Raw genomic sequence first — 25,665 nt, 5'->3', positions numbered from 1 at the left:
GGTCAGTGCTCGTGGATCGTGTTCGTCTCCGCGATCTTCTTCCACGACCTCGGCCGCACCGGCGCGGCCGTGGAAGCAGCCGAGGAGGCAGCCTCGGATGCCGCCGCGGGCCCCGCGGCGGCCGACCGCGCCGACGCCCCCGTCCCGCCCGCCGTCGACGTGGCCGGCTTGACCGGCTGGTAGAGCCAGGTGTCGAAGAGCTCGGCCAAGGGCTTGCCCGAGACCCGCTCGGCGTACGCGACGAAGTCCGCGACCTTGGCGTTGCCGTACCGGAACTCCGTCGGCCAGCCCTTCAGGACGGCGAAGAAGTCCTCGTCGCCGATCTCGTTGCGCAACGCCTGGAGTGCCAGCGCGCCCCGGTCGTACACGGCGATGTGGAACTGGTTGTCGGGCCCGGGGTCGCCCGGCTTGACGGTCCAGAACGGGTCCTCGGCCGTCCGCGTCCCGTAGACGTAGTCCGCCAGCTCCTGGGCGGTGCCCTCGCCCTCCTTCTCCGACCACAGCCACTGGCTGTAGCGGGCGAAGCCCTCGTTGACCCAGATGTCCTTCCAGTGGTCGACCGAGACGCTGTCGCCGTACCACTGGTGCGCCAGCTCGTGGACGACCACCGACACGTTCGCCCCGTTGGCGAACTGCCGGGGGCTGTAGAACGGCCGGGTCTGCGTCTCCAGGGCGTATCCGCTGGTCACGTTGGGGACGTAGCCGCCGAGCGCGTTGAAGGGGTACGGCCCGAAGATCTCCTCCAGCCACTCGGTGACCTCGGCTGTGCGCTCGATCGACGCCCGCGCCGCGCCCGCGTTGTCACCGAGGTCCTTGCTGTAGGCGTTGAGGACCGGGAGTCCGTTGGCCGTGGTGTCGGTGGTGATGTCGAACTTCCCCACCGCCAGCGTGGCCAGATACGTCGCCTGCGGCTTGTTCGACCGCCAGTTGTAGCGCGTCCAGCCGAGCCGCGAGGACTGCGACTGCAGCACGCCGTTGCTGATCGCCTGCGTGCCGTCCGGAACGGCGACCGAGACGTCGAAGGTCGCCTTGTCCAGGGGGTGGTCGTTGGACGGGAACCACCAGGCGGCCGAGTCCGGCTCCTGGGCGGCCACACCGCCGTCGGGGGTGCGGTGCCAGGCGGTCCAGCCGCCGATCTTCACCTCGGAGGGCTTGCCCGCGTACCGCACGACGACCGAGACCGTACGGTTCTTCTCCAGCGGGGTCGCCGGGGTGATCACCAGCTCCTGCTCGCCGCTCCTGGCGAACCGTGCCTTCTTGCCGTTCACCCGCACCTCGCTGACCTTCAGTCCGAGGTCGAGGTTGAAGCGGGAGAGGTTCTGCTTCGTGGTGGCGACGATCGTCGCCGCGCCCTCCAGGAGGTCGGTCGCGGGCTGGTAGGTCAGCCTCAGGTCGTAGTGGGAGACGTCGTAGCCGCCGTTGCCACTGGCCGGGTAGTAGGGGTCGCCGATGCCCGACGCGCCGGGAACGTAGTCGGCGGCCGATGCCGGGATCGCCAGCAGGAGAGAGGCCGCGAGCGCGCTCGGAACGACAAGTCTGCGGTGCACGAGAGCTCCAAGTCGGTAAGGAGGGAAGGGTAAGGCGCCCGAAGGGTGTTCGGTCCTTAGCGACGCTATTCAGCCCCCGACGCCCCGTCACGTCCAGAGGACCTCCTTTCACACGATCGCCATTCGGCCGAAATGAACCCTCGCGCCGCAGGCGGCCCGTCCGGCCCCCGACGGCCCTCTTTTGCAAGGGAGTTGACGGGGGTACGTTCCGCCCCATGGCGATACGTGTGCGGAGAACCCGCGGAGTCCGTCTGTCGTGCAGAACCCTGGCCGTGGCCGCCACGGCCGCCCTGATGTCCGCCCTCGTCTCCCCGGCCGGCGCCACGACCCAGGCGACCGCCTCAGGGGTACGGGAGTCCCGGCCGGTCTACTCCTACGGCGATGCCGTCCGGGAGTCCGTCTGGGTGGACACGGGTCTCGACGGCGACGGCGACGGCCGCACCGACCGGGTCGCCGCCGACATCGTCCGCCCCCGCGAGACCGCGGCGACCGGCCGGAAGATCCCGGTCATCATGGACGCGAGCCCGTACTACGCCTGCTGCGGCCGGGGCAACGAGAGCCAGAAGAAGACCTACGACGCCGCCGGCAACCCCGTGCAGTTCCCGCTCTTCTACGACAACTACTTCGTGCCGCGCGGCTACGCCTTCGTCGCCGTCGACCTCGCCGGCACCAACCGCTCCGACGGCTGCGACGACGTCGGCGGCCGCTCCGACGTCCGGTCCGCGAAGGCGGTCGTCGACTGGCTGAACGGCCGCGCCCGCGGCTACACCACCCGCACCGGCTCCGAACGGGCCCGCGCCACCACCTGGTCCACCGGCAAGGTCGGCATGATCGGCAAGAGCTGGGACGGCACCATCGCCAACGGCGTCGCCGCGACCGGCGTGGAGGGCCTGGAGACGATCGTCCCGATCGGCGCGATCTCCTCCTGGTACGACTACTTCCACTCCCAGGGCGCCCCGCTCTACGACGCCAACCCCAGCTGGCTCTCCGACTACGTCAACAGCCCCGAGTCGAACGGGCGTTGCGGCGCGGTCCAGGACCGCATCGCCGCCGCCACCCCGTACAGCGGCGACTGGACCCCCGCCTGGAGCGAGCGCGACCACGTCGCTGACGCCGGGAAGGTGCGGGCGAGCGTCTTCGTGGTGCACGGGCAGCAGGACCTGAACGTCCGCGCCAACCAGTTCGGCCAGTGGTGGGACGCCCTCGCCGCCCGCGGTGTCGAACGCAAGATCTGGCTCTCCCAGACCGGTCACGTCGACCCCTTCGACTTCCGGCGCGCCGACTGGGTCCGCACCCTGCACCGCTGGTTCGACCACTACCTCCTCGGCCTCGACAACGGCATCGACCGCGAGCCGATGGCGGACATCGAGCGGGCGCCGGACCGCTGGACCACCGACCGGGTCTGGCCGCCGCGCGCCACCGATCCCACCACCCTGCGCCCCGGCACCGGCCCGGCGCCCGGTGTGGGGACGCTGACCCGTATCCCCGCCGCCGCCGGCGCCACGGAGACCTTCACCGACGACCCCGCCCTGGGCGAGACCGACTGGGCCGCGCGGATCGACGACCCCACCCCCGCCAAAGCCGGGTTCACCACGCGTCCGCTCACCCGCGACCTGCGCCTCTCCGGATCCTCCACGGTGACCGTCACGGCCACCCCGACCACCCCGACCGCGCATCTGACCGCCGTTCTCGTCGACCTCGGCCCCGACACCATCAGGGACTACGCCGCGCCCGGCGAGGGCATCACCACCCTCGCCCGGCGGTCCTGCTGGGGTGCGAGCACGAGCGGGGACAGCGCCTGCTTCAAGGAGACCGAGGCCCGCACGGCGGACGTCGGCTTCACCGTCGTCAGCCGCGGCTGGGCCGACCTGGGCACCTGGGCCGATCCGCGCAAGGGCCGGCCGCTGACCCCCGGCACCGCCTACACGATCACGCTGAAGCTGGCGGCCACGGACCACGTCGTACCGGCCGGCCACCGGCTCGCCCTGATCGTCGGCGGCACGGACCGGGACCTCCTCGACCCCCCGTCCACCACGCCGGCCCTCACCCTCGACCTCACCGGTACGTGGGCGAGACTGCCCCTCGTCGGCGGCGCCTCGGCCTTCGCTCGGGCGACGGCCGGTAGCGTCGACGCACGCTCGGCACAGGCCGGGCAGCCGCTCACCGGTGTCGGGCCCGCGCGGTCGGACATCCCTGTCCCGGGTGAGGCCCGATGACCCGCACACCGAGCCGCCGCTCCCGACGCACGACCGTCCTCGTGGCGGGGGTCGCCGCCCTCGCCCTCCCGCTCGTCGCCGTGCCCGCCGAGGCGGCCGGCGGCGCGGCCCCCGCCCCACCCCCACGGACCGGCTTCGAGCTGAGCCAGGGGGCGCGGTGGACCACCCAACGGCAGGAGGCCGACTTCCTCGCCGCCGTCGACCGGGACAGTGGCCGCGTCGCCGTGCGGACCGTCGGGACGACGAAGCAGGGGCGCCCGATCCGGCTCGCCACGGTCGGCACCCCCGGCCCCGGCGCGGCCCGCACCACCGTGCTCCTCGTCTGCTCCCAGCACGGTGACGAACCGTCGGGCCGGGAGGCCTGCCTCACCACCCTGCGCGACCTGGCGTACGCCCGGGACGCCGAGACCCGCCGCTTCCTCTCCCGTACGACCGTCCTCGTCGTCCCCACCGCCAACCCCGACGGGCGCGAGGCGGACACCCGGGGCAACGCCGACGGGATCGACGTCAACCGCGACCACATCGCCCTGGAGACCGCCGAGGGCCGTGCCCTGGCCGCCCTGATCCGGGACCGGCGCCCCGAGCTGATCTACGACCTGCACGAGTACGACGGCACCTCGCCGTACTACGACAAGGACCTGCTCGCCCTCTGGCCGCGCAACCTCAACGCCGACGCCGACGTGCACGACGAGGCCCGCACCCTGTCGGAGTCCTACGTCCGGCCGTCGGCCGGGCTCGCCGGCTTCAGCAGCGGGATCTACGGCATCTGGACCGATCCCCTGACCGGGCGGCCGGTGAAGCAGGTGGCCGGTGACGGCCAGGAGCGCATCCTGCGCAACACGGCCGGCGTCAAGCACTCCGTGGGGCTGCTCGTCGAGACCCGGATCGAGGCCCTGACCGACGCCGAGAAGGACGACGTCGCCCGCAACCAGCGCCGCCGCGTCGCCACCCAACTCAGCGCGCTGGAGGGAGCCTTCGCCTACGTGGAGGAGCGGCGCGACCGTCTCGGCGCGACGACGGCGCTGGCGCGCCACACCGGATTCGCCGACCGGGGCCCGGTGCTGCTCGGCGGCGCCGACAACGACCCGGCCGAGCCCGCGGAGATCCTCCAGGACCCGCCCTGCGGATACCGCCTGGACGCCTCGCAGTACGCCGAGTTCGGCGACGAGCTGGAGCTGCACGGGGTCACGGTCCGCAGGGCGGGCGGCGGGGCGTTCGTACCCCTGCGCCAGTCGCAGCGGGCCCTGGTCCCGCTGCTGCTCGACGGCCGGGCCGTCTACCGGCTCACCACCGGAGTGCCGGTGGAGGTCTGTTGATCGGCTGAGTTGGTCCCCGAAGTAGCGCGTCACCTGTGGTAATGCCTTACGGAGCGAGTTGAGTTTGTCCCGTAATGCCGTGAAAGGTGCCACCTGTGTCGCAGGAAGATCAGAGAGCGGGCGAACCCCGGGGCGGCGGAGGCCGGGGCGGGCGCCGTGAGGGGCTGCCGGTGACGGCGGCTCTCCCACGCCACCCCGGTCACGAACCCAAGGCACGGACCGACTGGGTCGTGTTCGGCGTCACCGCCGTCCTCACCGTCGCCTTCGTGGTCTGGGGCGCCACCGCCACGGACAGCCTGGAGAGCGTCTCCAGCAAGCTCCTCGACGGCCTGATCCGTAACTGGGGATGGGCGTTCATGCTCGCCGCCTCCGGTTTCGTCGTCTTCGCGCTGTGGCTCGCCATCAGCCGGTACGGGCGGATCACGCTGGGCCACGAGACCGAGGGGCCGGAGTTCCGGACCGTGTCGTGGATCGCGATGATGTTCAGCGCGGGCATGGGCATCGGCCTGATGTTCTACGGCGTGAGCGAGCCGCTCGCCCACTACGGCACACCGCCGCCCGGTACGAGCCCCGCCGACTCGGCGGAGCGGATGCAGGTCGCCATGGCGACCACCCTCTTCCACTGGACGCTCCACCCCTGGGCGATCTACGCCGTCGTGGGGCTCGCGATCGCGTACTCCACGTTCCGGCGGCGCCGGCGTCAGACCATCAGCGCCGTCTTCGTCCCGCTGATCGGCAAGAAGGCGGCCTACGGTGGGCCGGGCCGGGTCATCGACATCCTGGCCATCTTCGCCACCCTCTTCGGCTCGGCCGCCTCGCTGGGCCTCGGTGCCCTCCAGATCGGCAGCGGCGTCGAGGAGTTGGGCTGGCTCGAGACGACCGGCACCGGACTGCTCGTCGGCATCATCGCCGTCCTGACCGTGGCGTTCGTGCTGTCCGCCGTCTCGGGTGTCGAGAAGGGCATCCAGTGGCTCTCCAACACCAACATGGTGCTCGCCCTGGTGCTCGCCGTGTTCGTCTTCGTGGCCGGCCCGACCATCGTCGTACTCGACCTGCTGCCCACCTCGATCGCCGCCTACATCGGCGACCTGCCGCAGCTGATCGGCCGCACCGAGGTCACGGGAGGGGAGGACGTCCACGACTGGCTGGGGAGCTGGACCGTCTTCTACTGGGCCTGGTGGATCTCCTGGACGCCCTTCGTCGGCATGTTCATCGCCCGCATCAGCAAGGGCCGGACGATCCGCCAGTTCGTCGGCGGGGTCATCCTCGTCCCGAGCACGGTGAGCCTCGTCTGGTTCGCCGTCTTCGGCGGCTCGGCGATGAAGCTGAGCGAACGCGGCCAGCTGGGGGACGAGACGACCCCCGAGGGCCAACTCTTCGGCCTTCTGCAGGAGTTCCCCCTCACCGGCACGATGAGTCTGCTCGTGATGATCCTCGTCGGCATCTTCTTCGTGTCGGGCGCGGACGCCGCCTCGATCGTCATGGGCACCCTCTCGCAGCGCGGCTCCTTCGAACCCACCCGCCCCGTCGTCGTGTTCTGGGGTGTGGTGACCGGTGCCGTCGCCGCCATCATGCTCCTCATCGGAGACGGCCAGGGTGACGCGCTCGCGGGCCTCCAGAACCTCACCATCCTGGTGGCGGCGCCGTTCGTCCTCGTGATGATCGGCATGTGCGTGGCGCTCATGCGGGACCTGCGGCACGACCCGCTGATCGTCCGGGGCGAGGTGGGCGAGGAGGTCGTCGAACTCGCCGTGATCGCGGGCCACGAGAAGTACGACGGAGACTTCGAGCTGCGGATCGGGCCCGGCGCGGGGACGCCGGGGGACGCACCCTGAACCGGACCCGCCCGCTCCGGCTCGATCCCGGGATCGAGCCGGAGCCCCCGCTCGTCGGCCGTCAGCCGACGGCCAGCTCCGCCGCCCGCAGGGCGCATCCCCAGGCGACGGTCACCCCCGCCCCGCCCCGCCGTGGCCGTAGTTGTGGACGAGACGTCCGCCGCCCGCCAGCGGCTCCGCCGCGATCCGTACCCCGCCCGACCGCGCCGGCCGCAGCCCCACCCGGTGCCCGAGCACCCGGGCTTCCGCGATCTCGGGCCGCACGCGGGCACACCGCGCCACGATCGCCGCGGCCGTCGCCGGATCGGGATCCGGCCGCTCGTCGTCCTCCTGCGCCGTTCCGCCCAGGATCAGCCGCCCCGGCTGCGGAAAGAGGTACGTCGTCTCGCTCGACGCCGCGTCGGCCGCCGTGAACCACTCCTTGATCCCGGGGTTCTCCACGACCACCAACTGCCCCCGCACCGGCCGCACCCGCGCGTCGGGTACGAGCTCCCTGGCGGCCAGACCCGTGCAGTCCACCACCACCCGCGCCGCCCGGGCCGCCTCGGCGAACCCGGTCACCGTCCGGCGCTCCACCACCACGCCCGCCGCCTCCGACCGGCCGCGCAGCCAGGCCAGATGGACGGGCATGTCGATCAGCGGCAGCCGCGCCGCGAGACCCGTTCCGTACGGCCCCGGCACCTCGCCGGACGCCAGCTGCCGGAGCCCCGGGACCTCGCTCGCCCAGTCGCCCAGGTCCCCGAGGACCATGTCCGCGTGGACGCCGGCCACGATCCGCACGCCCGTCGCCGCCGAGTCGCCCGCGAGCTTCTCGTACACCCGGAGCGACTCCAGGGACCAGCCGGCCACCTCGTCGGCCGGCTCGATCCGGTACGGCCACCACAGCGCCCCCGCCACCGCGGAGGTCGTCCCCGTCACCGCGTCCCGCGACCACACCCGTACCCGAAGGCCACGCTCCGCCAGCGTCAGGGCGGTCGTCAGACCGATGACCCCGCCACCCACCACGATCACGTCGTCGCTCATGAACGGACGCTACCCCGGCCCGAGTGCCGCGCACCCCTGTGCGACCGCCGCGCGAGGGGCCGTACGCACGACCCCGTCCTCCGCCGCACCGCGGCCTTCGCCGCACCCCCGCCTTCGCCCCGGGCGGAGGCGGGGGAGACGTCCCGGTGGCCCGCACTCCCGGGGGTGTGCTGGTCGTCCCGCTCCTCCCCTGAGCGGTGGCATACGATTCGTCTCCTGATGACTGCCACTCTCGTCGCCAAGGACCTCGCCGCCGGCCACGGCGAACGCTCCCTCTTCGCCGGCCTCGACCTCGTCGTCGCCCCCGGCGACGTCATCGGCCTCGTCGGCGTCAACGGCGCCGGCAAGTCGACGCTGCTGCGGCTGCTCGCCGGACTCGACACCCCCGAGGACGGTGAGCTGAAGCTCTCGCCCCCCACCGCCACCGTCGGCCACCTCCCGCAGGAGCCGGAGCGGCGCGAGGGGGAGACGATCCGGGACTTCCTGGCCCGCCGGACGGGCGTCGCGGCCGCGCAGACCGCCATGGACGAGTCCACCCAGGGCCTGGTCGACGGGACGCCCGGCGCCGACGACGCGTACGCCGTGAGCCTGGAGCGCTGGCTCGGCCTCGGCGGCGCCGACCTCGACGAGCGGGCCGAGGAGGTCGCCGACTCCCTCGGCCTGACCGTCGGCCTCGACCAGCCGATGACCTCGCTCTCCGGCGGCCAGGCCGCCCGCGCCGGACTCGCCTCCCTCCTCCTCTCCCGGTACGACGTCTTCCTGCTCGACGAGCCCACCAACGACCTCGACCTCGACGGTCTGGAACGGCTCGAGGCCTTCGTCCAGGGACTGCGCGCCGGGACGGTCGTCATCAGCCACGACCGCGAGTTCCTCACCCGCACGGTCACCAAGGTCCTCGAACTCGACCTCGCCCAGCAGCAGATCACGCTCTACGGCGGCGGCTACGAGGCCTACCTGGAGGAGCGGGACACCGCCCGGCGGCACGCCCGCGAGGAGTTCGAGGAGTACGCCGACAAGAAGTCCGCCCTCGAAGGCCGCGCCCTGATGCAGCGGAACTGGATGGACAAGGGCGTGCGCAACGCGCGCCGCAAGGCCACCGACAACGACAAGCTCGGCCGGAAGCTCCGCGGTGAGTCGAGCGAGAAGCAGGCCGCGAAGGCCCGCCAGACGCAGCGGATGATCGAGCGGCTCGACGTGGTCGAGGAGCCCCGCAAGGAGTGGGAGCTGCGGATGGAGATCGCCTCCGCCCCGCGCTCCGGCTCGGTCGTGGCGACCCTGCGCGAGGCCGAGGTCCGGCGCGGCGACTTCCGTTTCGGGCCCGCCACCCTCCAGATCGACTGGGCCGACCGGGTCGCGATCACCGGCGCGAACGGCGCGGGCAAGTCGACGCTGCTCGCCGCGCTTCTCGGCCGCCTGGCGCTCGACGCGGGCGACGCGGTGCTGGGCTCGGGCGTCGTGGTCGGCGAGGTCGACCAGGCCCGCAAGCTCTTCCACGGCTCCGAGTCCCTGCTCGACGCGTTCTGCGCCGCCGTCCCCGAGACGGAGCCCGCCGAGGTACGGACCCTGCTGGCGAAGTTCGGCCTCAAGGCCGACCACGTCCTGCGCCCCGCCACCACGCTCTCCCCGGGTGAGCGGACCCGGGCCGCGCTCGCCCTCCTCCAGGGCAGGGGAGTCAACCTCCTCGTCCTCGACGAGCCGACGAACCACCTGGACCTGCCGGCCATCGAGCAGCTGGAGTCCGCTCTCGACTCCTACACCGGCACGCTCCTCCTGGTGACCCACGACCGGCGCATGCTGGACGCGGTCCGCACCACCCGGCGCATCGAGGTCGCCGCCGGCAAGGTGACCGAACTCTGATGGGGGTGGCCTTCGGCTGGGGTCCCACGGAGGCCGCCGCCCTCGCCCGCGACGCCGCCTGCCTGGTCGTCGTCGACGTCCTCTCGTTCACGACCTCGGTCGGCGTGGCGGTGGAGTCCGGCACCGCCGTCTTCCCCTACCGCTGGAGGGACGAGACGGCGGTGACGTACGCGGCCGGGCTCGACGCGGCGCTGGCCGTCGGCCGGAGCGAGGCGTCGCCCCGGACGCCCTGGACCCTCTCCCCGGCCGCCCTGCGGGCGGCCCCGCCCACCCCTCGCCTGGTCCTGCCGTCCCCGAACGGCTCCACGATCTCCGCGCAGGCGGGAGAGGCCACCGTGGTCGCCGCGTCGCTGCGCAACCGCACGGCCGTCGCCCGCTGGCTCGCCCGGCACGGGTACGGTTCCGAGTCACGCCCCCTCGCCGTCGTCGCCTCGGGCGAACGGTGGCCGGACGGCTCCCTGCGCCCGGCCCTGGAGGACCTCCTCGGCGCGGGCGGAGTGATCTCGGCCCTCCGCGCGCTCGGCCCGTACGCCCTCACGCCCGAGGCGCGGGCGGCGGCGACGCTCTGGGAGGCGACGGACGATCCCGTGGCGGAGCTGCACCGCTGCGATTCCGGGCGTGAACTGTACGAGTACGGCTATCCGCAGGACGTCGCGGTGGCCGCCGAGGCCGACACCTCGGAGACGGTCCCCGTCCTGAGGGACGGCGCATTCCAGGAGACACCATGACCGACCTGCTGACCCGCCTCACCGAGATGCTGGACGACCTCGACTCCGACGTCGACGAGACCATCGACCTCGCGGACGAGATCGCCGCCTCGGGCGACGCGGCGCTGCTCCCGCGGCTCCAGGCCGAACTCGACCGCGCCCTCGTCGAGCGCAACGCCTACGCCCGCGAGCTGCTCGGCGGCGTCCTCGCCGCGATCGGCGGCCCGGACGCGCTTCCGGCGCTGCTGCGGGCCTCGTCCGTCGACCTCGGCGACGACCAGGACTCCCTGGCGGCGGAGATCGTCGACCTGGTCCAGGCCGATCCACAGCGCTCCCGGGCCCTGCTCCAGCCCTTGACGCAGGACGACGACCTCACGGTCGCCCACCGCGCGGAATGGGCCCTGCGCTTCCTTCCGAACAGCTGACCCGCACCGGCGCCCGCCGGGAAGCGGAACGGGCCCGGCCGTGAGGCCGGGCCCGCATCGCGTCAGCGGCCGCGGCGCTTCCCGCCGCCGCCCTCCTGGTTCAGCAGACCCGCCTTGCGCAGGGCGTCCGCCATCGCGCTGTTCGCGGGCGCCGGGGCCGAGCCGCCCTGGGACGGAGACTGCCCGCGGCGCTGCTGCGGCGGGCGGCCACGGTCGCCGCGTTCACCACGGTCGCCGCGTCCGCCGCGCTCCCTCTTCGGAGCACCGCCGCCGGCCTCCGCCGTCGCCTCGTCGTCCAGCCGCAGCGTCAGCGAGATCCGCTTGCGCGGGATGTCGACGTCCAGGACCTTCACCCGGACCACGTCACCCGGCTTCACGACGTCCCGCGGGTCCTTGACGAAGTTCTTCGACATCGCCGACACGTGCACGAGCCCGTCCTGGTGCACGCCGATGTCCACGAACGCCCCGAACGCCGCCACGTTCGTGACCACGCCCTCCAGGACCATCCCCGACACCAGGTCGCCGATCTTCTCGACGCCCTCCTTGAAGGTCGCCGTCTTGAACGCCGGCCGCGGGTCGCGCCCCGGCTTCTCCAGCTCGCGCAGGATGTCGGTGACCGTCGGCAGACCGAAGGTCTCGTCGACGAACGCGTCCGCCCGCAGCGACCGCAGCACGCCCGTGTTGCCGATCAGCGACGCGACCTCGCCGCCCGTCGTCTTCACCATCCGCCGCACCACCGGGTACGCCTCCGGGTGCACCGAGGAGGCGTCCAGCGGGTCGTCACCGCCCCGGATCCGCAGGAAGCCCGCACACTGCTCGTACGCCTTCGGTCCGAGCCGCGCCACGTCCTTCAGCGCCTTCCGCGACCGGAAGGGCCCGTTGGCGTCGCGGTGCGCCACGATGTTCTCCGCGAGGCCCGCGCCGATGCCGGACACCCGAGAAAGCAGCGGCACTGAGGCGGTGTTGACGTCCACGCCGACACCGTTCACACAGTCCTCGACGACCGCGTCGAGGGAGCGCGAGAGCTTCACCTCGGACAGGTCGTGCTGGTACTGCCCGACGCCGATCGACTTCGGATCGATCTTCACCAGCTCGGCCAGCGGGTCCTGGAGCCGCCGCGCGATGGAGACCGCGCCGCGCAACGAGACGTCCAGCTCCGGCAGTTCCTGCGAGGCGAAGGCCGACGCGGAGTACACCGAGGCGCCCGCCTCGGAGACCATGACCTTGGTGAGCTTCAACTCCGGGTGCTTGGCGATGAGTTCACCGGCCAGCTTGTCCGTCTCGCGGGAGGCCGTGCCGTTGCCGATGGCGACCAGCTCGACCGCGTGCTGCTTCGCGAGCCGCGCCAGCTTCGCCAGCGACTCGTCCCACTTGTTCGCCGGGACGTGCGGGTAGATCGTGTCGGTGGCCACGACCTTGCCCGTCGCGTCGACCACGGCCACCTTGACACCCGTACGGAAGCCCGGGTCCAGACCCAGGGTCGCCCGCGTCCCGGCCGGGGCGGCGAGCAGCAGGTCGCGCAGGTTCGCCGCGAAGACCCGTACCGCCTCGTCCTCCGCCGCCGTCCGCAGCCGCAGCCGCAGGTCGATCCCGAGGTGGACGAGGATCCGGGTCCGCCAGGCCCAGCGGACCGTGTCGAGCAGCCACTTGTCGCCCGGGCGCCCCCGCTCGGCCACACCGAAGCGGGAGGCGACGAGGGACTCGTACGAGGACGGGCCGGGCGCGTCGGAGGGCTCCTCCGGCTCCAGCTCCAGGGAGAGGACGTCCTCCTTCTCGCCGCGCAGCATCGCGAGGATCCGGTGCGAGGGCAGCGCCGTGAACGGCTCGGCGAAGTCGAAGTAGTCGGCGAACTTCGCCCCCGCCTCCTCCTTGCCGTCCCGGACCCTGGCCGCGAGCCGGCCCCGGCCCCACATCCGCTCACGCAGCTCGCCGATCAGGTCGGCGTCCTCGGAGAACTTCTCCGTGAGGATGGCGCGGGCGCCCTCCAGCGCGGCGGCGGGGTCGGCGACACCCTTGTCGGCGTCCACGAAGGCCGCCGCGGCGGCGACGGGGTCCACCGAGGGGTCCGAGAGGAGCCCCTCCGCCAGCGGTTCGAGACCGGCCTCCCGGGCGATCTGCGCCTTGGTGCGGCGCTTGGGCTTGAAGGGCAGGTAGATGTCCTCCAGCCGCGCCTTGGTGTCGGCGGCCCGGAGCTGGGCCTCCACCTCGGCCGTCAGCTTTCCCTGCTCCCGTACGGAGTCGAGGATGGCGGCCCGCCGGTCCTCCAGCTCCCGCAGATAACGCAGCCGCTCCTCGAGCGTGCGCAGCTGGGCGTCGTCGAGCATCTCGGTCGCTTCCTTGCGGTAGCGCGCGATGAACGGCACGGTCGAGCCGCCGTCGAGCAGCTCGACGGCCGCCCTCACCTGTCGCTCACGTACGCCGAGTTCCTCGGCGATCCTGCCTTCGATGGACGTCGTCACGGTGTCCCGACTCGCCTTCTCGTGCCTCAAGCTTGCGACTGCATTCTGCCGCGTCCCCTCCCGGAACCCCGCACGCGCCCCGGTCCGGCCGTGTCAGCCCTTGTCGGCGAGGTCCGCGGGGAACGCGCCCGCGAGGAGTGCCGCGTTGCGGAAGGCCTTGCCCAGCTCCGTGAGGCGTTCCACCCCCGCCGCGCCCAGGTGCTCGTACGGGGCCGAGTCCAGACGGTCCGTGTGGTCCTCGACCGCGTCGCGCAGGGCCGTGCCCTCCAGCGTGAGCTCGCCGTCCGAGTCCAGCAGTCCGCGCTCCCGCAGGCGCGCCGCCGCCGCGTCCCAGTCGGTGCGCCGCCAGCCGCGGGCGCCCAGGGCCCAGCGCGGGTTCATGCCCGTGCCGGTGGCGGTGTGGCTGACCATCGCCTCCAGCGGGTCGAGGCCCGCGCTCAGGAGGGCCGCCAGGTGACCGTCGCCCCGGTGCTCGCGCAGGAGCGTCGCGGCGTGCCAGTAGCGCAGGTGCGGCTGCTCCGGAACGGGCAGGTCGGCATGGGCCGAGTAGAGCGGTCGGGCGTGCCGGGTGCAGGCCTCGGTGGCGCGCAGGGCGAGCTCGGCGGCCTCCGCCATCTCGGCCGACGCGAGGGCGTCCGCGCCGAGGAGCCGGCGCATCGTGGCGTCCACGGCGCGCAGCCGTGCGGCCACCACCTCCGCGGGCGAGGCGATGTCCCAGACGGCGGGCAGGTGCTGGGCCAGCATCTCGACGTTGTAGTTGGAGAAGGCCGCGGCGACCGTTCCCGCGCCGACGGCCCCCATCGCGGCGCTGCGCGAGGCGAGCCGCATGGCCGTCACGTCGTCGAAGCCGAGCGCACGGAACTCGGTGTCCAGATCGGGCGAGAAGTACACGGTGGAGTGCATCGGGTTGAGCATGTGGTGGCAGCGGCGGCCCGCGCGGGGCGGCAGAGAGGTCATGGAACGGAACGTTACCGACTGGTCGGTACGACCGGAAGGGCGGGCTCCGCCACGCGGCGGCGATGGCAGGAAAGGTGGGATCCTCGTCATTGCGGACATCCCGCGCTCCGCCAAGGATGGGACGCATGACGAAGCGACCCGTGCTCGTCGTCCTCTTCGACGACGTGCAGAGCCTGGATGTCACCGGACCGGTGGAGGTGTTCGCCGGAGCCGCCCGCGCCGTGGGCGGCGACAGCGCCTACCCGATCGTGACGGCCTCGCTCGACGGCGGCCCGGTCCGCACCCAGAGCGGTCTGCGGCTGCTCCCGGACACGACGCTCGCCGCCGCGGAGCGCCCCCACACCCTGCTCGTCCCCGGCGGCGAGGGCACCCGCCGGCCGGACCCGCGGCTGATCGCGTGGCTGCGCGCGAACGCGCCGCGTGCCGAGCGACTGGTCTCTGTCTGCACGGGCGCCCTGCTGCTCGCCGAGGCCGGCCTCCTCGACGGTCACCGGGCCACCACCCACTGGTCCGTCTGCGACCACCTCGCCCGGTGCTACCCCGAGGTGGAGGTGGAGCCGGATCCCATCTTCGTCCGCGACGGCACCCTCGCCACCTCCGCGGGCGTCACCGCCGGCATCGACCTCGCCCTCGCGCTCGTGGAGGAGGACCTGGGCCGCGACACCGCGCTGACCGTCGCCCGTCATCTGGTCGTCTTCCTGCGCCGACCGGGCAACCAGGCGCAGTTCAGCGCCCAGCTCTCCGCCCAGACCGCCCAGCGCGCGCCCCTGCGGGACCTCCAGCAGTGGATCACCGAGCATCCCGGGGGAGACCTCTCCGTCGAGGCGCTCGCCGCCCGCGCCCGGCTGTCGCCGCGCCACTTCGCCCGCGCGTTCCACGCGGAGACCGGGACGACCCCGGGCCGGTACGTCGACCAGGTCCGGCTCGAACACGCGCGCAGGCTCCTGGAGGAGACGGCCGGCGGCGTCCTGGAGGTGTCCAGGGCCGCCGGTTACGGCACCGCCGAAGCCATGCGCCGGGCCTTTGTGAAGGCGCTGGGCACCGCCCCGGCGGAGTACCGCCGCCGCTTCCACGCACCCGTACCGAACGCACCGCAGACCACCCGCTGAAGGGAATCCCATGCAGATCGCCGTGCTGCTCTACGACCGCTTCACCACGCTCGACGCCGTCGGGCCCTACGAGCTGCTCGCCCGCATCCCCGGTGCCGAGACCGTCTTCGTCGCCAAGGAGGCCGGACCGGTCCGCAACGACCAGGGCAGCCTCGCGCTCGTCGCCGACAAGACCCTCGCGGACGTGCCGAACCCGGACATCGTCCTGGTTCCGGGCGGCCCCGACTCCCGTACGGCGATGAACGACCCGGAGATCCTCGACTGGCTCCGTACCGCCGACGCCACCAGCACCTGGACCACCTCGGTCTGCACGGGCTCCCTGATCCTGGGCGCCGCGGGTCTGCTCGACGGCCGCCGCGCGACCACCCACTGGCTCGCCTTCGACGAGCTCCGGGCGGTCGGCGTCGAGCCCACCGGCGAGCGGGTCGTCTTCGACGGAAAGTACGTCACCGCCGCCGGGGTCTCGTCCGGCATCGACATGGCGCTGCACCTCATCGGCAGGATCGCCGGCGACGCGACGGCGCAGACCATCCAGCTGCTGACCGAGTACGACCCGCAGCCGCCCTACGACGCGGGCTCCCCGGAGAAGGCGCCGGCCGAGATCGTCGCCCGCTGGCGCGGTACGGCCACCGAGGACCTCCCCCAGGGCTGACCGCGAGCTCCCCGAAGGGGCGGAGCCTCGGACCTCGTACGTGAGCGGAGCCTCAGACCTCGTACGTGAAACGGGGCGCGCGGCGCTCCAGGAAGGCGGCGACACCCTCGGCGGTGTCGCCGCTGCCGCGTGCCTGCTCGGCCCAGTGCGCGTCCCGGTCGGTGCGCCCGTCCGCGAACTCCTTCGCCGCCGCCTGGGTCAGCAGGGAGCGCGTGACCAGCACCCGGGTGAACTCGGCCACCCGCTTGTCCAGTTCGCCCGCCGGGAGCACCTCGTCGACCAGGCCGGTGCGCAGCGCCCGCTCCGCGTCGATCAGCTCGCCGGAGAAGAGCAGGTACTTGGCGGCCGACGGCCCCACCAGCGCGGCCAGCCGCCGGGTCGACGAGGAGGGGTAGACGATCCCGAGCTTCGACGGGGTGACCCCGAACCGCGCGTCCTCCTCCGCGAACCTCAGATCGCAGGCCGCGGCGAGCTGGCTGCCGCCGCCGACGCAGTAGCCGCGGACGGCGGCGAGCGTCGGCTTGGGGAACGCGGCGAGCGCCTCCTCGGCGCGCACCGCGAGCGACTGCTGCTCGTCGCCCGGCTCCCGCAGGGTGGAGATGTCCGCGCCGGCGCAGAAGGTCGCGCCGTCGCCCGTGAGCACCAGAGCACGGACCGCGGCGTCGGCGGCGAGCGGCGCGAGCAGCTCGGGCAGGGACCGCCACATCGCGGCCGTCATCGCGTTGCGCTTGGCCGGGTTCGAGATGACGACGGTGGCGACCTCGTCGGCCACGACGACCTTCACGCGCGGTTCGGTGGGCTCCATGGGCCGGATGCTATCCGGGCACCCCGACCGTACGATCACGAAGGGGTTCGAGAGCAGGACAGGCCTGCCCTCCGGCAGGCGAACCGGAGACGCCGCAGGCCACACTGCCGGGCGGCGCACCGGACATCCCTCCGAAGAGGTCAGAAGAAGGTCAGGAGCAGTCGAACAACTGACGTTGGCATACTCACCCGATCGGAATGCGGTCGATAAGTGTCGACTTCTGGTCAGTAGCCCGGTCCGGACCTGCGCATTACCAAGACTCGACTCGTGGCGACAATCGAGCACGAGGGTGGGAGCCGGACTATGGAAAGCCGGGGGAGCGTCCCCGCACGGCCACCGTCCTACGAAGGGGTCTGGCGCTTCACCGCTCCCGCGGTCGACGTCTCCGTTCCGCAGGCCCGGCACGCCGTACGCGACCTGCTGATCCGTCAGGGTGTACCGGTCCATGACGACACGCTCCAGGGCCTGCTCCTGATCGTGTCGGAGCTGGTCACCAACGCCGTCAAGCACGCGGCGCTGCTCTCCCCCGAAGTGGCGGTGGAGGTGGCGATCGGCGCGGAGTGGATCCGGGTGTCCGTCGAGGACAACCACCCGTACCGTCCCAAGGCGCTGGAGGCCGACGACGGGCAGACCGGCGGCCGTGGGCTGCTCCTGGTCCGGGAGACCGCCCTGGAGGCGGGCGGGGCCTGCGACGTGGAGCACACCGCGAGCGGCGGAAAGATCATCTGGGCGGCCCTGCCCCTGGTCCCGAGGCTTCCGGCGCCGGGGCCGGCACCGGAAGCGCTGCCCGGGATCACCAGCCCCCGGCCGGACCCGTCAACTCCCTGACCGCCGGACGCGCCGCGTCGAGCACGGTCATGAACCACGCGGAGAACGGTGCGGTCGCGTGCCGCTCGTCCAGCTCCTCCGCCGTGACGAAGGCCGTGTCCTCGATCTCCTCCGGGTCGGGCCGCAGCTCGGCCTGGACCATGCCGACGAAGAGGTGGTTGTACTCCTGCTCCACCAGGCCCGACGCCGGGTCCGGGTGGTTGTAGCGGACGGTGCCCGCCTCGGCGAGCAGCGAGGGCGAGATGCCCAGCTCCTCGTACGTCCGCCGGGCCGCGGCAGCGAACGGCGCCTCGCCCGGGTACGGGTGGCCGCAGCAGGTGTTCGACCAGACGCCGGGGGAGTGGTACTTGCCGAGCGCCCGCCGCTGCAGCAACAGCCGGCCCGACTCGTCGAAGAGGAAGACGGAGAACGCCCGGTGCAGCTGGCCCGGCGCCTGGTGGGCGGCGAGCTTCTCCGCCGTACCGATGGTGATGCCGTTCTCGTCGACCAGTTCGAGCATGATCGACGCCTGGGCTGCGGTCGGCTGGACGCCGTTCGACGAGCTGTGAGCCACGCTGGCTGATGTGGTCGGCATAACCGTCCTTCGCTTCGGTCTCGGCCCGGTGGGGCTCCCTCAGTCTGCCGCACAAGAACCACTTGTCCGTACTTGGGCGGCCGGACATGGCCCGCTCCCACCGCACCGGAGTACATCCGGCGCGGCGGGAGCGGGCGGCGCGTCAGACGCCGAAGGCCGCCGGATAGCGGAGCGTGCCCGGGGGGACCGGGCCGGAACCGGCCAGGACGAGCGCCATCATCGCCTCGTCCGGAACGTCGAAGGACGGCTTGATTCCATACGCGGACGCCCGTTCGAAGCCGAACCTGGGGTAGTACTCCGGGTGCCCGAGGACGAGCACGAGCCGCTCCCCGCGCAGCCGCGCCGCGTCGAGGACGGCCCGGACGACGGCCTCCCCGGCCCCCTGCCGCTGGTGCGCGGGTGCGACGGCGACCGGCGCGAGCGCCGCCGCCGGAACACCGTCGACATGGCACCGGGTGATCAGTGCGTGCGCCGCGACCGAGCCGTCCGGGGCCTCGGCCACGAACGACAGACCGGGCAGCCAGGCCCCGGCGTCCTCGCGGAGGGCGTCGACCAGATCGGCCTCCGCTCTCGTCTCGAAGGCCGTCGCGTTGACGTCCCGCACGGCACGGACGTCGGCAGCGGTCTCCGGCCGTGTCCGCCACCGGGTGTCGGCCGGCCGCAGGACGTAGCCGGTGTAGCCGTACTCGCCGCCGTGGTCACGGCGCATGGCGAGTTCCGCCCGGGTCGCGGCGAGAGCCTCGGCCATCCCGGGGAGGGACGGGTCGGCCGCGTCGGCCCGCTCGGCGAGCGGGCCGTAGTACTCGTCCCAGTCGCTCTCGGGCTGGGAGACGGTGCCGAGGACGTGATAGCCGCCCCCGACGGCCGCGGCGGTGTTCGCCCTCCCGGTACGGAGCGGGTAGTGCTCGTCCCAGAAGGCACGGGCCTCCGGGCTCGGCTCGTCCACCGTCCACTCGCACTCGGTCAGAACGAGGGTGCCACCGGTGGGAGAGGCGAGCAGCCGGCGCCAGGAGCTCAGCGCGGTGTCGAAGCCGAGCGCGTAGGCCGAGCTCTCGGCCCAGACGAGATCGAAGGATCCGTCCGCGAACGGCAGCTCGCCCATGTCGGCGTGGACCGTACGGACACGGTCGCCGAGCCCGCGGGCCTCGGCGGCCTGCCGCAGCTCGTCGAGGAACGGCCGGTGCAGATCGACCGCCGTCACCTCGGCCCCGGCCTCGGCGGCCAGGAGCAGCGCGGAACGGCCGGGCCCGCAGCCCAGATCCAGCACGCGCGGCCGCTCGGGGAGCGGGCTGGGGGTCCCCCTACGCCCCCCAGGGGCGTAGGGGGAGAGGGCGAGCAGCCGGCGGGTGGTGGCGTCGGAGCCGGGACCCTGCCGCGGAAGACCGTGGTGCAGGGTGAAGAAAGCGGTGTGCAGAGCGTTGTCGGACAACGTGGGAAACCCTTGTGTGAGAGGGCCCCGGCCGACGTGGAACGTCAGGTCAGCCGGAAACCCGGAAGCTGAGGGAGGACCGGGCGCTGCCGCACTGGGCAGCCTCCATCGCGACGGTCATCAACCTCAGCTCCTCTCCACACCTCACGTACGTCCCGGAAGGCTAGCAGTCAGAGGCAGAGCTTCGCCTCGTGGGCGGCGTGGCCCGCGGGCTCCAGCTGGAAGGTGCAGTGCTCCACGTCGAAGTGGTCGCCCAGGCAGCCCTGCAGCTCGTGCAGCATCTTCTCGTGGCCGACGGAGTCGAGCGCCGCCTGCGACACGACCACATGGGCGGAGAGCACCGGCATCCCGGACGTGATCGTCCAGGCGTGCAGGTCGTGGACGTCCTCGACGCCCGGCAGCGCCAGTATGTGCGCCCGTACCTCCCCCATGTCGACGCCCTTCGGGGCCGACTCGAGCAGGACGTCCAGGGTCTCGCGGAGCAGCTTCACGGTGCGCGGCACGATCATCAGGCCGATGAGGATCGAGGCGATCGGGTCGGCGTACTGCCAGCCGGTGGCCAGGATGATGCCGGCGGAGACGAGGACCGTCACCGAGCCGAGCGCGTCCGCCAGCACCTCCAGATAGGCGCCCCGCACGTTGAGGCTCTCCTTCTGGCCGCGGACCAGCAGCGAGAGCGAGACCATGTTGGCGACCAGGCCGACCAGTGCGAACGCGATGGTCAGTCCGCCCCGGGTCTCGGCCGGCTCGATGAACCGCTGGACCGCCTCGTACAGGACGTAGGTGCCGACGCCGAGCAGGAGGAGACAGTTGGCCAGCGCGGCGAGGATCTCGGCCCGTGCGAAGCCGTAGGTCCGGTTCTGGGTGGGCGGGCGGTTGGCGAAGTGGATCGCCAGCAGCGCCATCGCCAGGCCGACGGCGTCGGTCGCCATGTGGGCCGCGTCGGCGATCAGGGCCAGCGAGTCCGCGACGACACCGCCGATGATCTCGACCACCGTCACGGACAGTGTGATCGCGAGCGCGATCCGCAGCCGGCCCCGGTAGGCCGCGGCCGCGGTCCCCGTGGGCGGCGGCCCTCCGTGACTGTGTCCGTGGTCGTGTCCAGCCCCCATGGCGCGGCCTCCCGGTCGTCGTCGTGTGCGGTGCCCGAGCCGCAAGTCAACTACGGGTGGGGGGTATGTGCAACACGGTACTGAAGACCGTTGTCATATCATCTGACCTGCGGTGATGCGGGCCTGGTGGGAGACCGTGCGAGGGTGGTTCCGTGGCCCCGGTGAACGCGGTTTGTGAGGCGGCCGGTGGATCACCCATGATGATCTCCGCAGGGCATGGCGCACTCGGGCGGATTCGAGTGGGCCCGGGGGAGTCCGCACCGCAAAGCCTCGGTGAACTCCCACCCTCGTCCATCCGATAGCCTCAGCCGACGTGCCGCCGCCCGATGCCGGGCGGAGCCGCCGCGCCCGGGGCCGTGCCATGGGCCCCCGCGGGCCCGCCCGTCAGCTCCAAGGAGTGAGTTCGTCTGTCGACCGCCATCCTCACCGGTCCGCCGGTACCCGGATCGTCGCTCGACGGCGATCTGCGGTCGCTCGGCTTCGACGTACGGGTCGCCTCCGGCCCGCAGGACACCGGCGCACTGCTCGCCGCCGCACCGGCGGGTGAGCGGATCGCCGTCGTCGATCCTCGTTTCGTCGGACACCTGCACGCCCTGCGGCTGGCCCTCACCGACCCCCGCTTCCCCGCCGCCGCGGCGCCCGGCGCGCTCACCGCGCAGCCCGAGGCCCGCCCGGCGCTCGCCCGCGCCCTGACCGACGCGTACGCCTCGGTGCCCGGCGCCCCGGCCGCACCCGCCTCCGCGGCCGACGGCGAGATCCTGCCCGACGCGCTCGCCGACGCCCTCGACGCCGACGGCGTCGCCGTCCACCGGCCCCAGCTCGGCACGCTCGTCGCCGCCGTTCCGACCGACGCCGAGGCCCGCCACGAGGCCCGCGCCGCCGTCGCCGCCGTCGACGACGAGGCCGTACGGCTGCGCTCCGCGGTGAAGGCCCACGACGGCTTCTTCACCACGTTCTGCGTCAGTCCGTACTCGCGCTACATCGCGCGCTGGTGCGCCCGGCGGGGCCTCACCCCCAACCAGGTCACCACGGCCTCGCTGCTCACCGCGCTGATCGCGGCCGGCTGCGCCGCCACGGGCGAGCGCGGCGGCTACATCGCCGCCGGCGTGCTGCTCCTCGTCTCCTTCGTCCTGGACTGCACCGACGGGCAGCTCGCCCGCTACTCGCTGCAGTACTCGACGATGGGGGCCTGGCTCGACGCCACCTTCGACCGCGCCAAGGAGTACGCCTTCTACGCGGGCCTCGCGCTCGGCGCGGCGCGCAACGGCGACGACGTCTGGGCGCTCGCGCTCGGCGCGATGGTCCTGATGACCTGCCGGCACGTCGTGGACTTCTCGTTCAACGAGGCGAACCACGACGCCACGGCGAACACCAGCCCCACCGCGGCCCTCTCCAGCCGGCTCGACAGCGTCGGCTGGACCGTCTGGGTCCGCCGGATGATCATCCTGCCGATCGGCGAACGCTGGGCCATGATCGCGGTCCTCACCGCCGTCACCACCCCGCGGGTCGTCTTCTGGGCCCTGATCATCGGCTGTGCCTTCGGCGCCTGCTACACCACCGCCGGGCGCGTGCTGCGGTCCCTGACCCGCAAGGCGAAGCGGACCGACCGGGCCGCCCAGGCCCTCGCCGACCTCGCGGACTCCGGGCCGATCGCCCAGTTCGTGGCCGGCCGGCCCGGGGCGGCCCGCGGCACCTGGGTGGCCCCGCTGATGGCCGCCTTCGGCACCGTCCTCGTCCTGATGGAGGCGGGCACCCAGGACGTCGGCAGCCTCTGGGTCGTCCTCGCCGCCGTGGTGTACGTCCTGGTCTCCGGCGTCGTCGTGTCGCACTCCCTCAAGGGACCCCTCGACTGGCTCGTCCCGCCGCTGTTCCGGGCCGCCGAGTACGGCACGATCCTGATCGTCGCCGCCCGCTCCGAGGTGGACGGCGCCCTGCCCGCGGCTTACGGGCTCGTGGCCGCCGTCGCCTACCATCACTACGACACGGTGTACCGCATTCGCGGCGGCACCGGCGCCCCGCCCGCCTGGCTCGTGCGTACCGTCGGCGGTCACGAGGGCCGCACGCTGCTGGTGGTCGTACTCGCCGCCCTGCTGGCGGACCGCGGCGACGACTTCACCCTGGCGCTCACCGCTCTGGCGGTCGTCGTCGCGCTCGTGGTGCTCGTGGAGTCCATCCGCTTCTGGGTGTCCTCCGGAGCACCCGCCGTACACGACGAAGGAGAAACCGCATGATCGGCCTCGTACTGGCAGCCGGTGCCGGACGGCGTCTGCGCCCCTACACCGACACGCTTCCGAAGGCCCTCGTGCCTGTCGACGGTGACACCACCGTCCTCGACCTCACGCTGAAGAACTTCGCGGAGGTCGGCCTCACCGAGGTCGCCATCGTCGTCGGCTACCGCAAGGAGGCCGTGTACGCGCGCAAGGAGGCCCTGGAGGCCGCCTACGGCGTCTCGATCACCCTGATCGACAACGACAAGGCCGAGGAGTGGAACAACGCCTACTCCCTGTGGTGCGCCCGTGACGTCCTCAAGCGCGGTGTGATCCTCGCCAACGGCGACACCGTCCACCCGGTCTCCGTCGAGAAGACGCTGCTCGCCGCGCGCGGCGACGGTCAGAAGATCATCCTCGCCCTCGACACGGTGAAGAGCCTCGCCGACGAGGAGATGAAGGTCGTCGTCGCCGACGGCAAGGGTGTCGAGAAGATCACCAAGCTGATGGACCCGGCCTCCGCCACCGGCGAGTACATCGGTGTCACCCTCATCGAGCCCGAGGCCGCCGAGGCGCTCGCCGACGCTCTGAAGGCCACCTTCGAGCGCGACCCCGACCTCTACTACGAGGACGGCTACCAGAAGCTCGCCGACGACGGCTTCAGGATCGACGTGGAGCCCATCGGGGACGTCAAGTGGGTCGAGATCGACAACCACGACGACCTCGCGAAGGGCCGTGAGATCGCGTGCCAGTACTGACCCGGCTCATCCCCTCGCCGGTCGTCGTCGACATCCGGCGCGGAGCGATGGAGGACCTCTCCACGCTCCTGGCGGACCAGCGGATCTCCAGCAACGGCCGTATCGCCGTCGCGATCAGCGGCGGCTCGGGCCTGAAGCTGCGCGAGCACTTCGCCCCCGAGCTGCCCGGCGCCGACTGGTACCCCGTCGACGGCGGCACCATCGACGCGGCCGTGAAGCTCGCCGACGCCATAAGGGGCCAGCGGTACGACGCGGTGGTGGCCCTGGGCGGCGGCAAGATCATCGACGTGACCAAGTACGCGGCGGCCCGGGTGGGCCTGCCGCTGGTCGCCATCGCCACGAACCTGTCGCACGACGGCATCTGCTCGCCGGTCTCCACCCTGGACAACGACAACGGGCGCGGCTCGTACGGTGTGCCGACCCCGATCGCGCTGGTCATCGACCTCGACGTGATCCGGGACGCCCCGGTGCGCTACGTCCGCTCCGGGATCGGCGACGCCGTCTCCAACCTCTCCGCCATCGCGGACTGGGAGCTCTCCCACCGCGAGACCGGTGAGCCGGTCGACGGCCTCGCCGCGGCGATGGCCCGCAGCGCCGGCGAGGCGGTGCTCCGCCACCCCGGCGGCGTCGGCGACGACGACTTCCTCGTCACGCTCTCCGAGGGCCTCGTGATGTCCGGCATCGCCATGTCGATCAGCGGCGACACCCGGCCCTCCTCGGGCGCCTGCCACGAGATCAGCCACGCCTTCGACCTGCTCTTCCCCCAGCGCGCCGCCAGCCACGGCGAGCAGTGCGGCCTCGGCGCCGCCTTCGCGATGCACCTGCGCGGTGCCGCCGACGGCTCGCTGGGGATCGTCGAGACGCTGCGCCGCCACGGGCTGCCCGTGACGCCCGAGGAGATGGGCTTCAGCGTGGACGAGTTCGTCCAGGCCGTGTCCTTCGCCCCGCAGACCCGTCCCGGCCGCTTCACCATCCTCGAACACCTCGACCTCTCCGACGACCAGATCAGGGACGCGTACGCCGACTATGCCAAGACCATCCGTAGCTGAACTCCGCCCGGTCGTGCACCCGGCGGGTGTGAAGGACCGGCGTAGCGGAGAGCACTGGGGCGGCCGCCTGTACATGCGCGAGATCTCGCTGCGCATCACCCGCCGCCTGGTGACCACGAACGTCACGCCGAACCAGCTGACGTACGTCATGACCCTCTTCGGCGTGCTCGCCGCCCCGGCGCTGCTCGTCCCGGGGATCTGGGGCGCCGTCCTCGGTGTCGTCGCGGTCCAGATGTACCTGCTGCTCGACTGCGTCGACGGCGAGGTCGCCCGCTGGAAGAAGCAGTTCTCGCTCAACGGCGTCTACCTCGACCGCGTCGGCGCCTACCTGTGCGACGCCGCCGTGCTGGTCGGCTTCGGCCTGCGGGCCGCCGACCTCTGGGGCGGTGGCCGCATCGACTGGCTGTGGGCCTTCCTCGGCACGCTCGCCGCGCTCGGCGCCGTCCTGATCAAGGCGGAGACCGACCTCGTCGGTGTCGCCCGCCACCAGGGCGGGCTGCCCCCGGTCAAGGAGGCGGCGAGCGAGCCCCGCTCCTCCGGCATGGCCCTCGCCCGCCGGGCGGCCTCGGCGCTGCAGTTCCACCGCCTGGTCCTCGGCATCGAGGCCTCGCTGCTGATCCTGGTCCTGGCGATCCTCGACGCGGTCCAGGGCGGGCTGTTCTTCACCCGGCTCGGTGTCGCGGTCCTCGCCGGTATCGCGATGCTCCAGACGGTCCTGCACCTGGTGTCGATCCTGGCGTCGAGCCGGCTGAAGTGAGGCCGGGGGACATGGCGAGGGCACGGACGACAGACGAGACGAC

Annotated in this window: 20 protein-coding genes and 1 pseudogene; 13 read left to right on the top strand and 8 right to left on the bottom strand. The window is 72.6% G+C overall.

The genetic code is table 11. The features are described from left to right. Positions 1–2 precede the first annotated feature (2 nt). Positions 3–1,547 carry a M1 family metallopeptidase gene (locus ACF1G2_RS04060; protein WP_391796723.1) on the bottom strand — a complete coding sequence of 515 codons (1,545 nt, stop codon included), beginning with the start codon at positions 1,545–1,547 and terminating at the stop codon, positions 3–5. Between the two features lie 215 nt (positions 1,548–1,762). Between ACF1G2_RS04060 and ACF1G2_RS04055 the strand changes: the two genes are divergently transcribed. The 3 genes from ACF1G2_RS04055 to ACF1G2_RS04045 all read left to right on the top strand — a co-directional run bounded on the left by ACF1G2_RS04055 (position 1,763) and on the right by ACF1G2_RS04045 (position 6,914). Further along, positions 1,763–3,763: a Xaa-Pro dipeptidyl-peptidase gene (locus ACF1G2_RS04055; RefSeq protein WP_391796722.1), complete on the top strand. Its 2,001-nt coding sequence runs from the start codon at positions 1,763–1,765 to the stop codon at positions 3,761–3,763. After that, positions 3,760–5,079: a M14 family metallocarboxypeptidase gene (locus ACF1G2_RS04050; protein WP_391796721.1), complete on the top strand. Its 1,320-nt coding sequence runs from the start codon at positions 3,760–3,762 to the stop codon at positions 5,077–5,079. Before ACF1G2_RS04055 ends, ACF1G2_RS04050 begins: the two co-directional genes overlap by 4 nt. Positions 5,080–5,249: 170 nt before the next feature. Then, positions 5,250–6,914 (top strand): BCCT family transporter, encoded by a 1,665-nt coding sequence (locus ACF1G2_RS04045; protein ID WP_391796720.1) that lies wholly within the window; start codon positions 5,250–5,252, stop codon positions 6,912–6,914. A gap of 61 nt (positions 6,915–6,975) precedes the next feature. On the opposite strand, the pseudogene ACF1G2_RS04040 reads toward ACF1G2_RS04045, so the two are convergent. Continuing rightward, positions 6,976–7,937, bottom strand: a pseudogene (locus ACF1G2_RS04040) (FAD-dependent oxidoreductase). Positions 7,938–8,156: 219 nt separating this feature from the next. On the opposite strand from ACF1G2_RS04040, the gene ACF1G2_RS04035 reads away from it, so the two are divergent. Genes ACF1G2_RS04035 through ACF1G2_RS04025 form a run of 3 tightly spaced genes read left to right on the top strand, consistent with a single transcriptional unit; the run spans position 8,157 to position 10,926 of the window. Continuing rightward, positions 8,157–9,794 (top strand): ABC-F family ATP-binding cassette domain-containing protein, encoded by a 1,638-nt coding sequence (locus tag ACF1G2_RS04035; protein ID WP_391796719.1) that lies wholly within the window; start codon positions 8,157–8,159, stop codon positions 9,792–9,794. After that, positions 9,794–10,522: a 2-phosphosulfolactate phosphatase gene (locus ACF1G2_RS04030; RefSeq protein WP_391796718.1), complete on the top strand. Its 729-nt coding sequence runs from the start codon at positions 9,794–9,796 to the stop codon at positions 10,520–10,522. The genes ACF1G2_RS04035 and ACF1G2_RS04030 overlap by 1 nt, the downstream gene beginning before the upstream one ends. Then, on the top strand, positions 10,519–10,926 hold the full coding sequence (locus tag ACF1G2_RS04025) for a hypothetical protein (RefSeq protein ID WP_391796717.1): 408 nt from the start codon (positions 10,519–10,521) through the stop codon (positions 10,924–10,926). Before ACF1G2_RS04030 ends, ACF1G2_RS04025 begins: the two co-directional genes overlap by 4 nt. Positions 10,927–10,988: 62 nt before the next feature. Here ACF1G2_RS04025 and ACF1G2_RS04020 read toward each other — a convergent pair whose 3' ends face one another. Beyond that, entirely contained in the window at positions 10,989–13,385 is a 2,397-nt protein-coding gene (locus ACF1G2_RS04020; RefSeq protein WP_391796716.1) for a Tex family protein, read from the bottom strand. A gap of 93 nt (positions 13,386–13,478) precedes the next feature. After that, a complete protein-coding gene (locus tag ACF1G2_RS04015) occupies positions 13,479–14,342 on the bottom strand; it encodes a hypothetical protein (protein ID WP_391796715.1) in 864 nt (287 codons plus the stop codon). A 125-nt stretch (positions 14,343–14,467) separates the two neighbouring features. Between ACF1G2_RS04015 and ACF1G2_RS04010 the strand changes: the two genes are divergently transcribed. Further along, positions 14,468–15,451, top strand: coding sequence for a GlxA family transcriptional regulator (locus ACF1G2_RS04010; RefSeq protein WP_391796714.1), 984 nt, complete (start codon positions 14,468–14,470; stop codon positions 15,449–15,451). A 10-nt stretch (positions 15,452–15,461) separates the two neighbouring features. After that, positions 15,462–16,103 carry a DJ-1/PfpI family protein gene (locus ACF1G2_RS04005; protein WP_391796713.1) on the top strand — a complete coding sequence of 214 codons (642 nt, stop codon included), beginning with the start codon at positions 15,462–15,464 and terminating at the stop codon, positions 16,101–16,103. A gap of 52 nt (positions 16,104–16,155) precedes the next feature. On the opposite strand, the gene ACF1G2_RS04000 is transcribed toward ACF1G2_RS04005, so the two are convergent. Continuing rightward, positions 16,156–16,908, bottom strand: a complete 753-nt coding sequence (locus ACF1G2_RS04000) for an enoyl-CoA hydratase/isomerase family protein (protein WP_391796712.1) — start codon at positions 16,906–16,908, stop codon at positions 16,156–16,158. 303 nt (positions 16,909–17,211) lie between these two features. On the opposite strand from ACF1G2_RS04000, the gene ACF1G2_RS03995 reads away from it, so the two are divergent. Then, complete coding sequence (locus ACF1G2_RS03995; protein WP_391796711.1) at positions 17,212–17,736, top strand: ATP-binding protein; 525 nt, start codon at positions 17,212–17,214, stop codon at positions 17,734–17,736. Here ACF1G2_RS03995 and idi read toward each other — a convergent pair. The 3 genes from idi to ACF1G2_RS03980 all read right to left on the bottom strand — a co-directional run bounded on the left by idi (position 17,702) and on the right by ACF1G2_RS03980 (position 20,851). After that, positions 17,702–18,310, bottom strand: a complete 609-nt coding sequence (gene idi, locus ACF1G2_RS03990) for an isopentenyl-diphosphate Delta-isomerase (RefSeq protein WP_391796710.1) — start codon at positions 18,308–18,310, stop codon at positions 17,702–17,704. The two genes, ACF1G2_RS03995 and idi, sit on opposite strands and share 35 nt — an antisense overlap. 142 nt (positions 18,311–18,452) lie before the next feature. After that, positions 18,453–19,739 (bottom strand): bifunctional class I SAM-dependent methyltransferase/N-acetyltransferase, encoded by a 1,287-nt coding sequence (locus ACF1G2_RS03985; protein ID WP_391796709.1) that lies wholly within the window; start codon positions 19,737–19,739, stop codon positions 18,453–18,455. Positions 19,740–19,909: 170 nt separating this feature from the next. Further along, positions 19,910–20,851, bottom strand: a complete 942-nt coding sequence (locus ACF1G2_RS03980) for a cation diffusion facilitator family transporter (RefSeq protein WP_391796708.1) — start codon at positions 20,849–20,851, stop codon at positions 19,910–19,912. 407 nt (positions 20,852–21,258) lie between these two features. Here ACF1G2_RS03980 and ACF1G2_RS03975 point away from each other — a divergent pair, with 407 nt between their 5' ends. The 4 genes from ACF1G2_RS03975 to ACF1G2_RS03960 are packed head-to-tail and all read left to right on the top strand — an operon-like array spanning position 21,259 to position 25,622. Next, positions 21,259–23,082, top strand: coding sequence for a DUF5941 domain-containing protein (locus ACF1G2_RS03975; protein ID WP_391797032.1), 1,824 nt, complete (start codon positions 21,259–21,261; stop codon positions 23,080–23,082). Next, entirely contained in the window at positions 23,079–23,816 is a 738-nt protein-coding gene (locus ACF1G2_RS03970) for a sugar phosphate nucleotidyltransferase (RefSeq protein WP_391796707.1), read from the top strand. Before ACF1G2_RS03975 ends, ACF1G2_RS03970 begins: the two co-directional genes overlap by 4 nt. Further along, on the top strand, positions 23,804–24,865 hold the full coding sequence (locus ACF1G2_RS03965; RefSeq protein ID WP_391796706.1) for an iron-containing alcohol dehydrogenase family protein: 1,062 nt from the start codon (positions 23,804–23,806) through the stop codon (positions 24,863–24,865). The genes ACF1G2_RS03970 and ACF1G2_RS03965 overlap by 13 nt, the downstream gene beginning before the upstream one ends. Beyond that, the gene (locus ACF1G2_RS03960; protein ID WP_391796705.1) at positions 24,843–25,622 is read left to right on the top strand and encodes a CDP-alcohol phosphatidyltransferase family protein; all 780 of its coding nucleotides are present in this window, start codon (positions 24,843–24,845) and stop codon (positions 25,620–25,622) included. The genes ACF1G2_RS03965 and ACF1G2_RS03960 overlap by 23 nt, the downstream gene beginning before the upstream one ends. Positions 25,623–25,665 lie beyond the last annotated feature (43 nt).

The organism is Streptomyces sp. NPDC013457, from assembly GCF_043089925.1.
In the GTDB taxonomy this organism is placed as follows: domain Bacteria; phylum Actinomycetota; class Actinomycetes; order Streptomycetales; family Streptomycetaceae; genus Streptomyces.
Note: the sequence above shows the minus strand (reverse complement) of the source record. Positions and strands in the feature narration are given on the sequence as shown.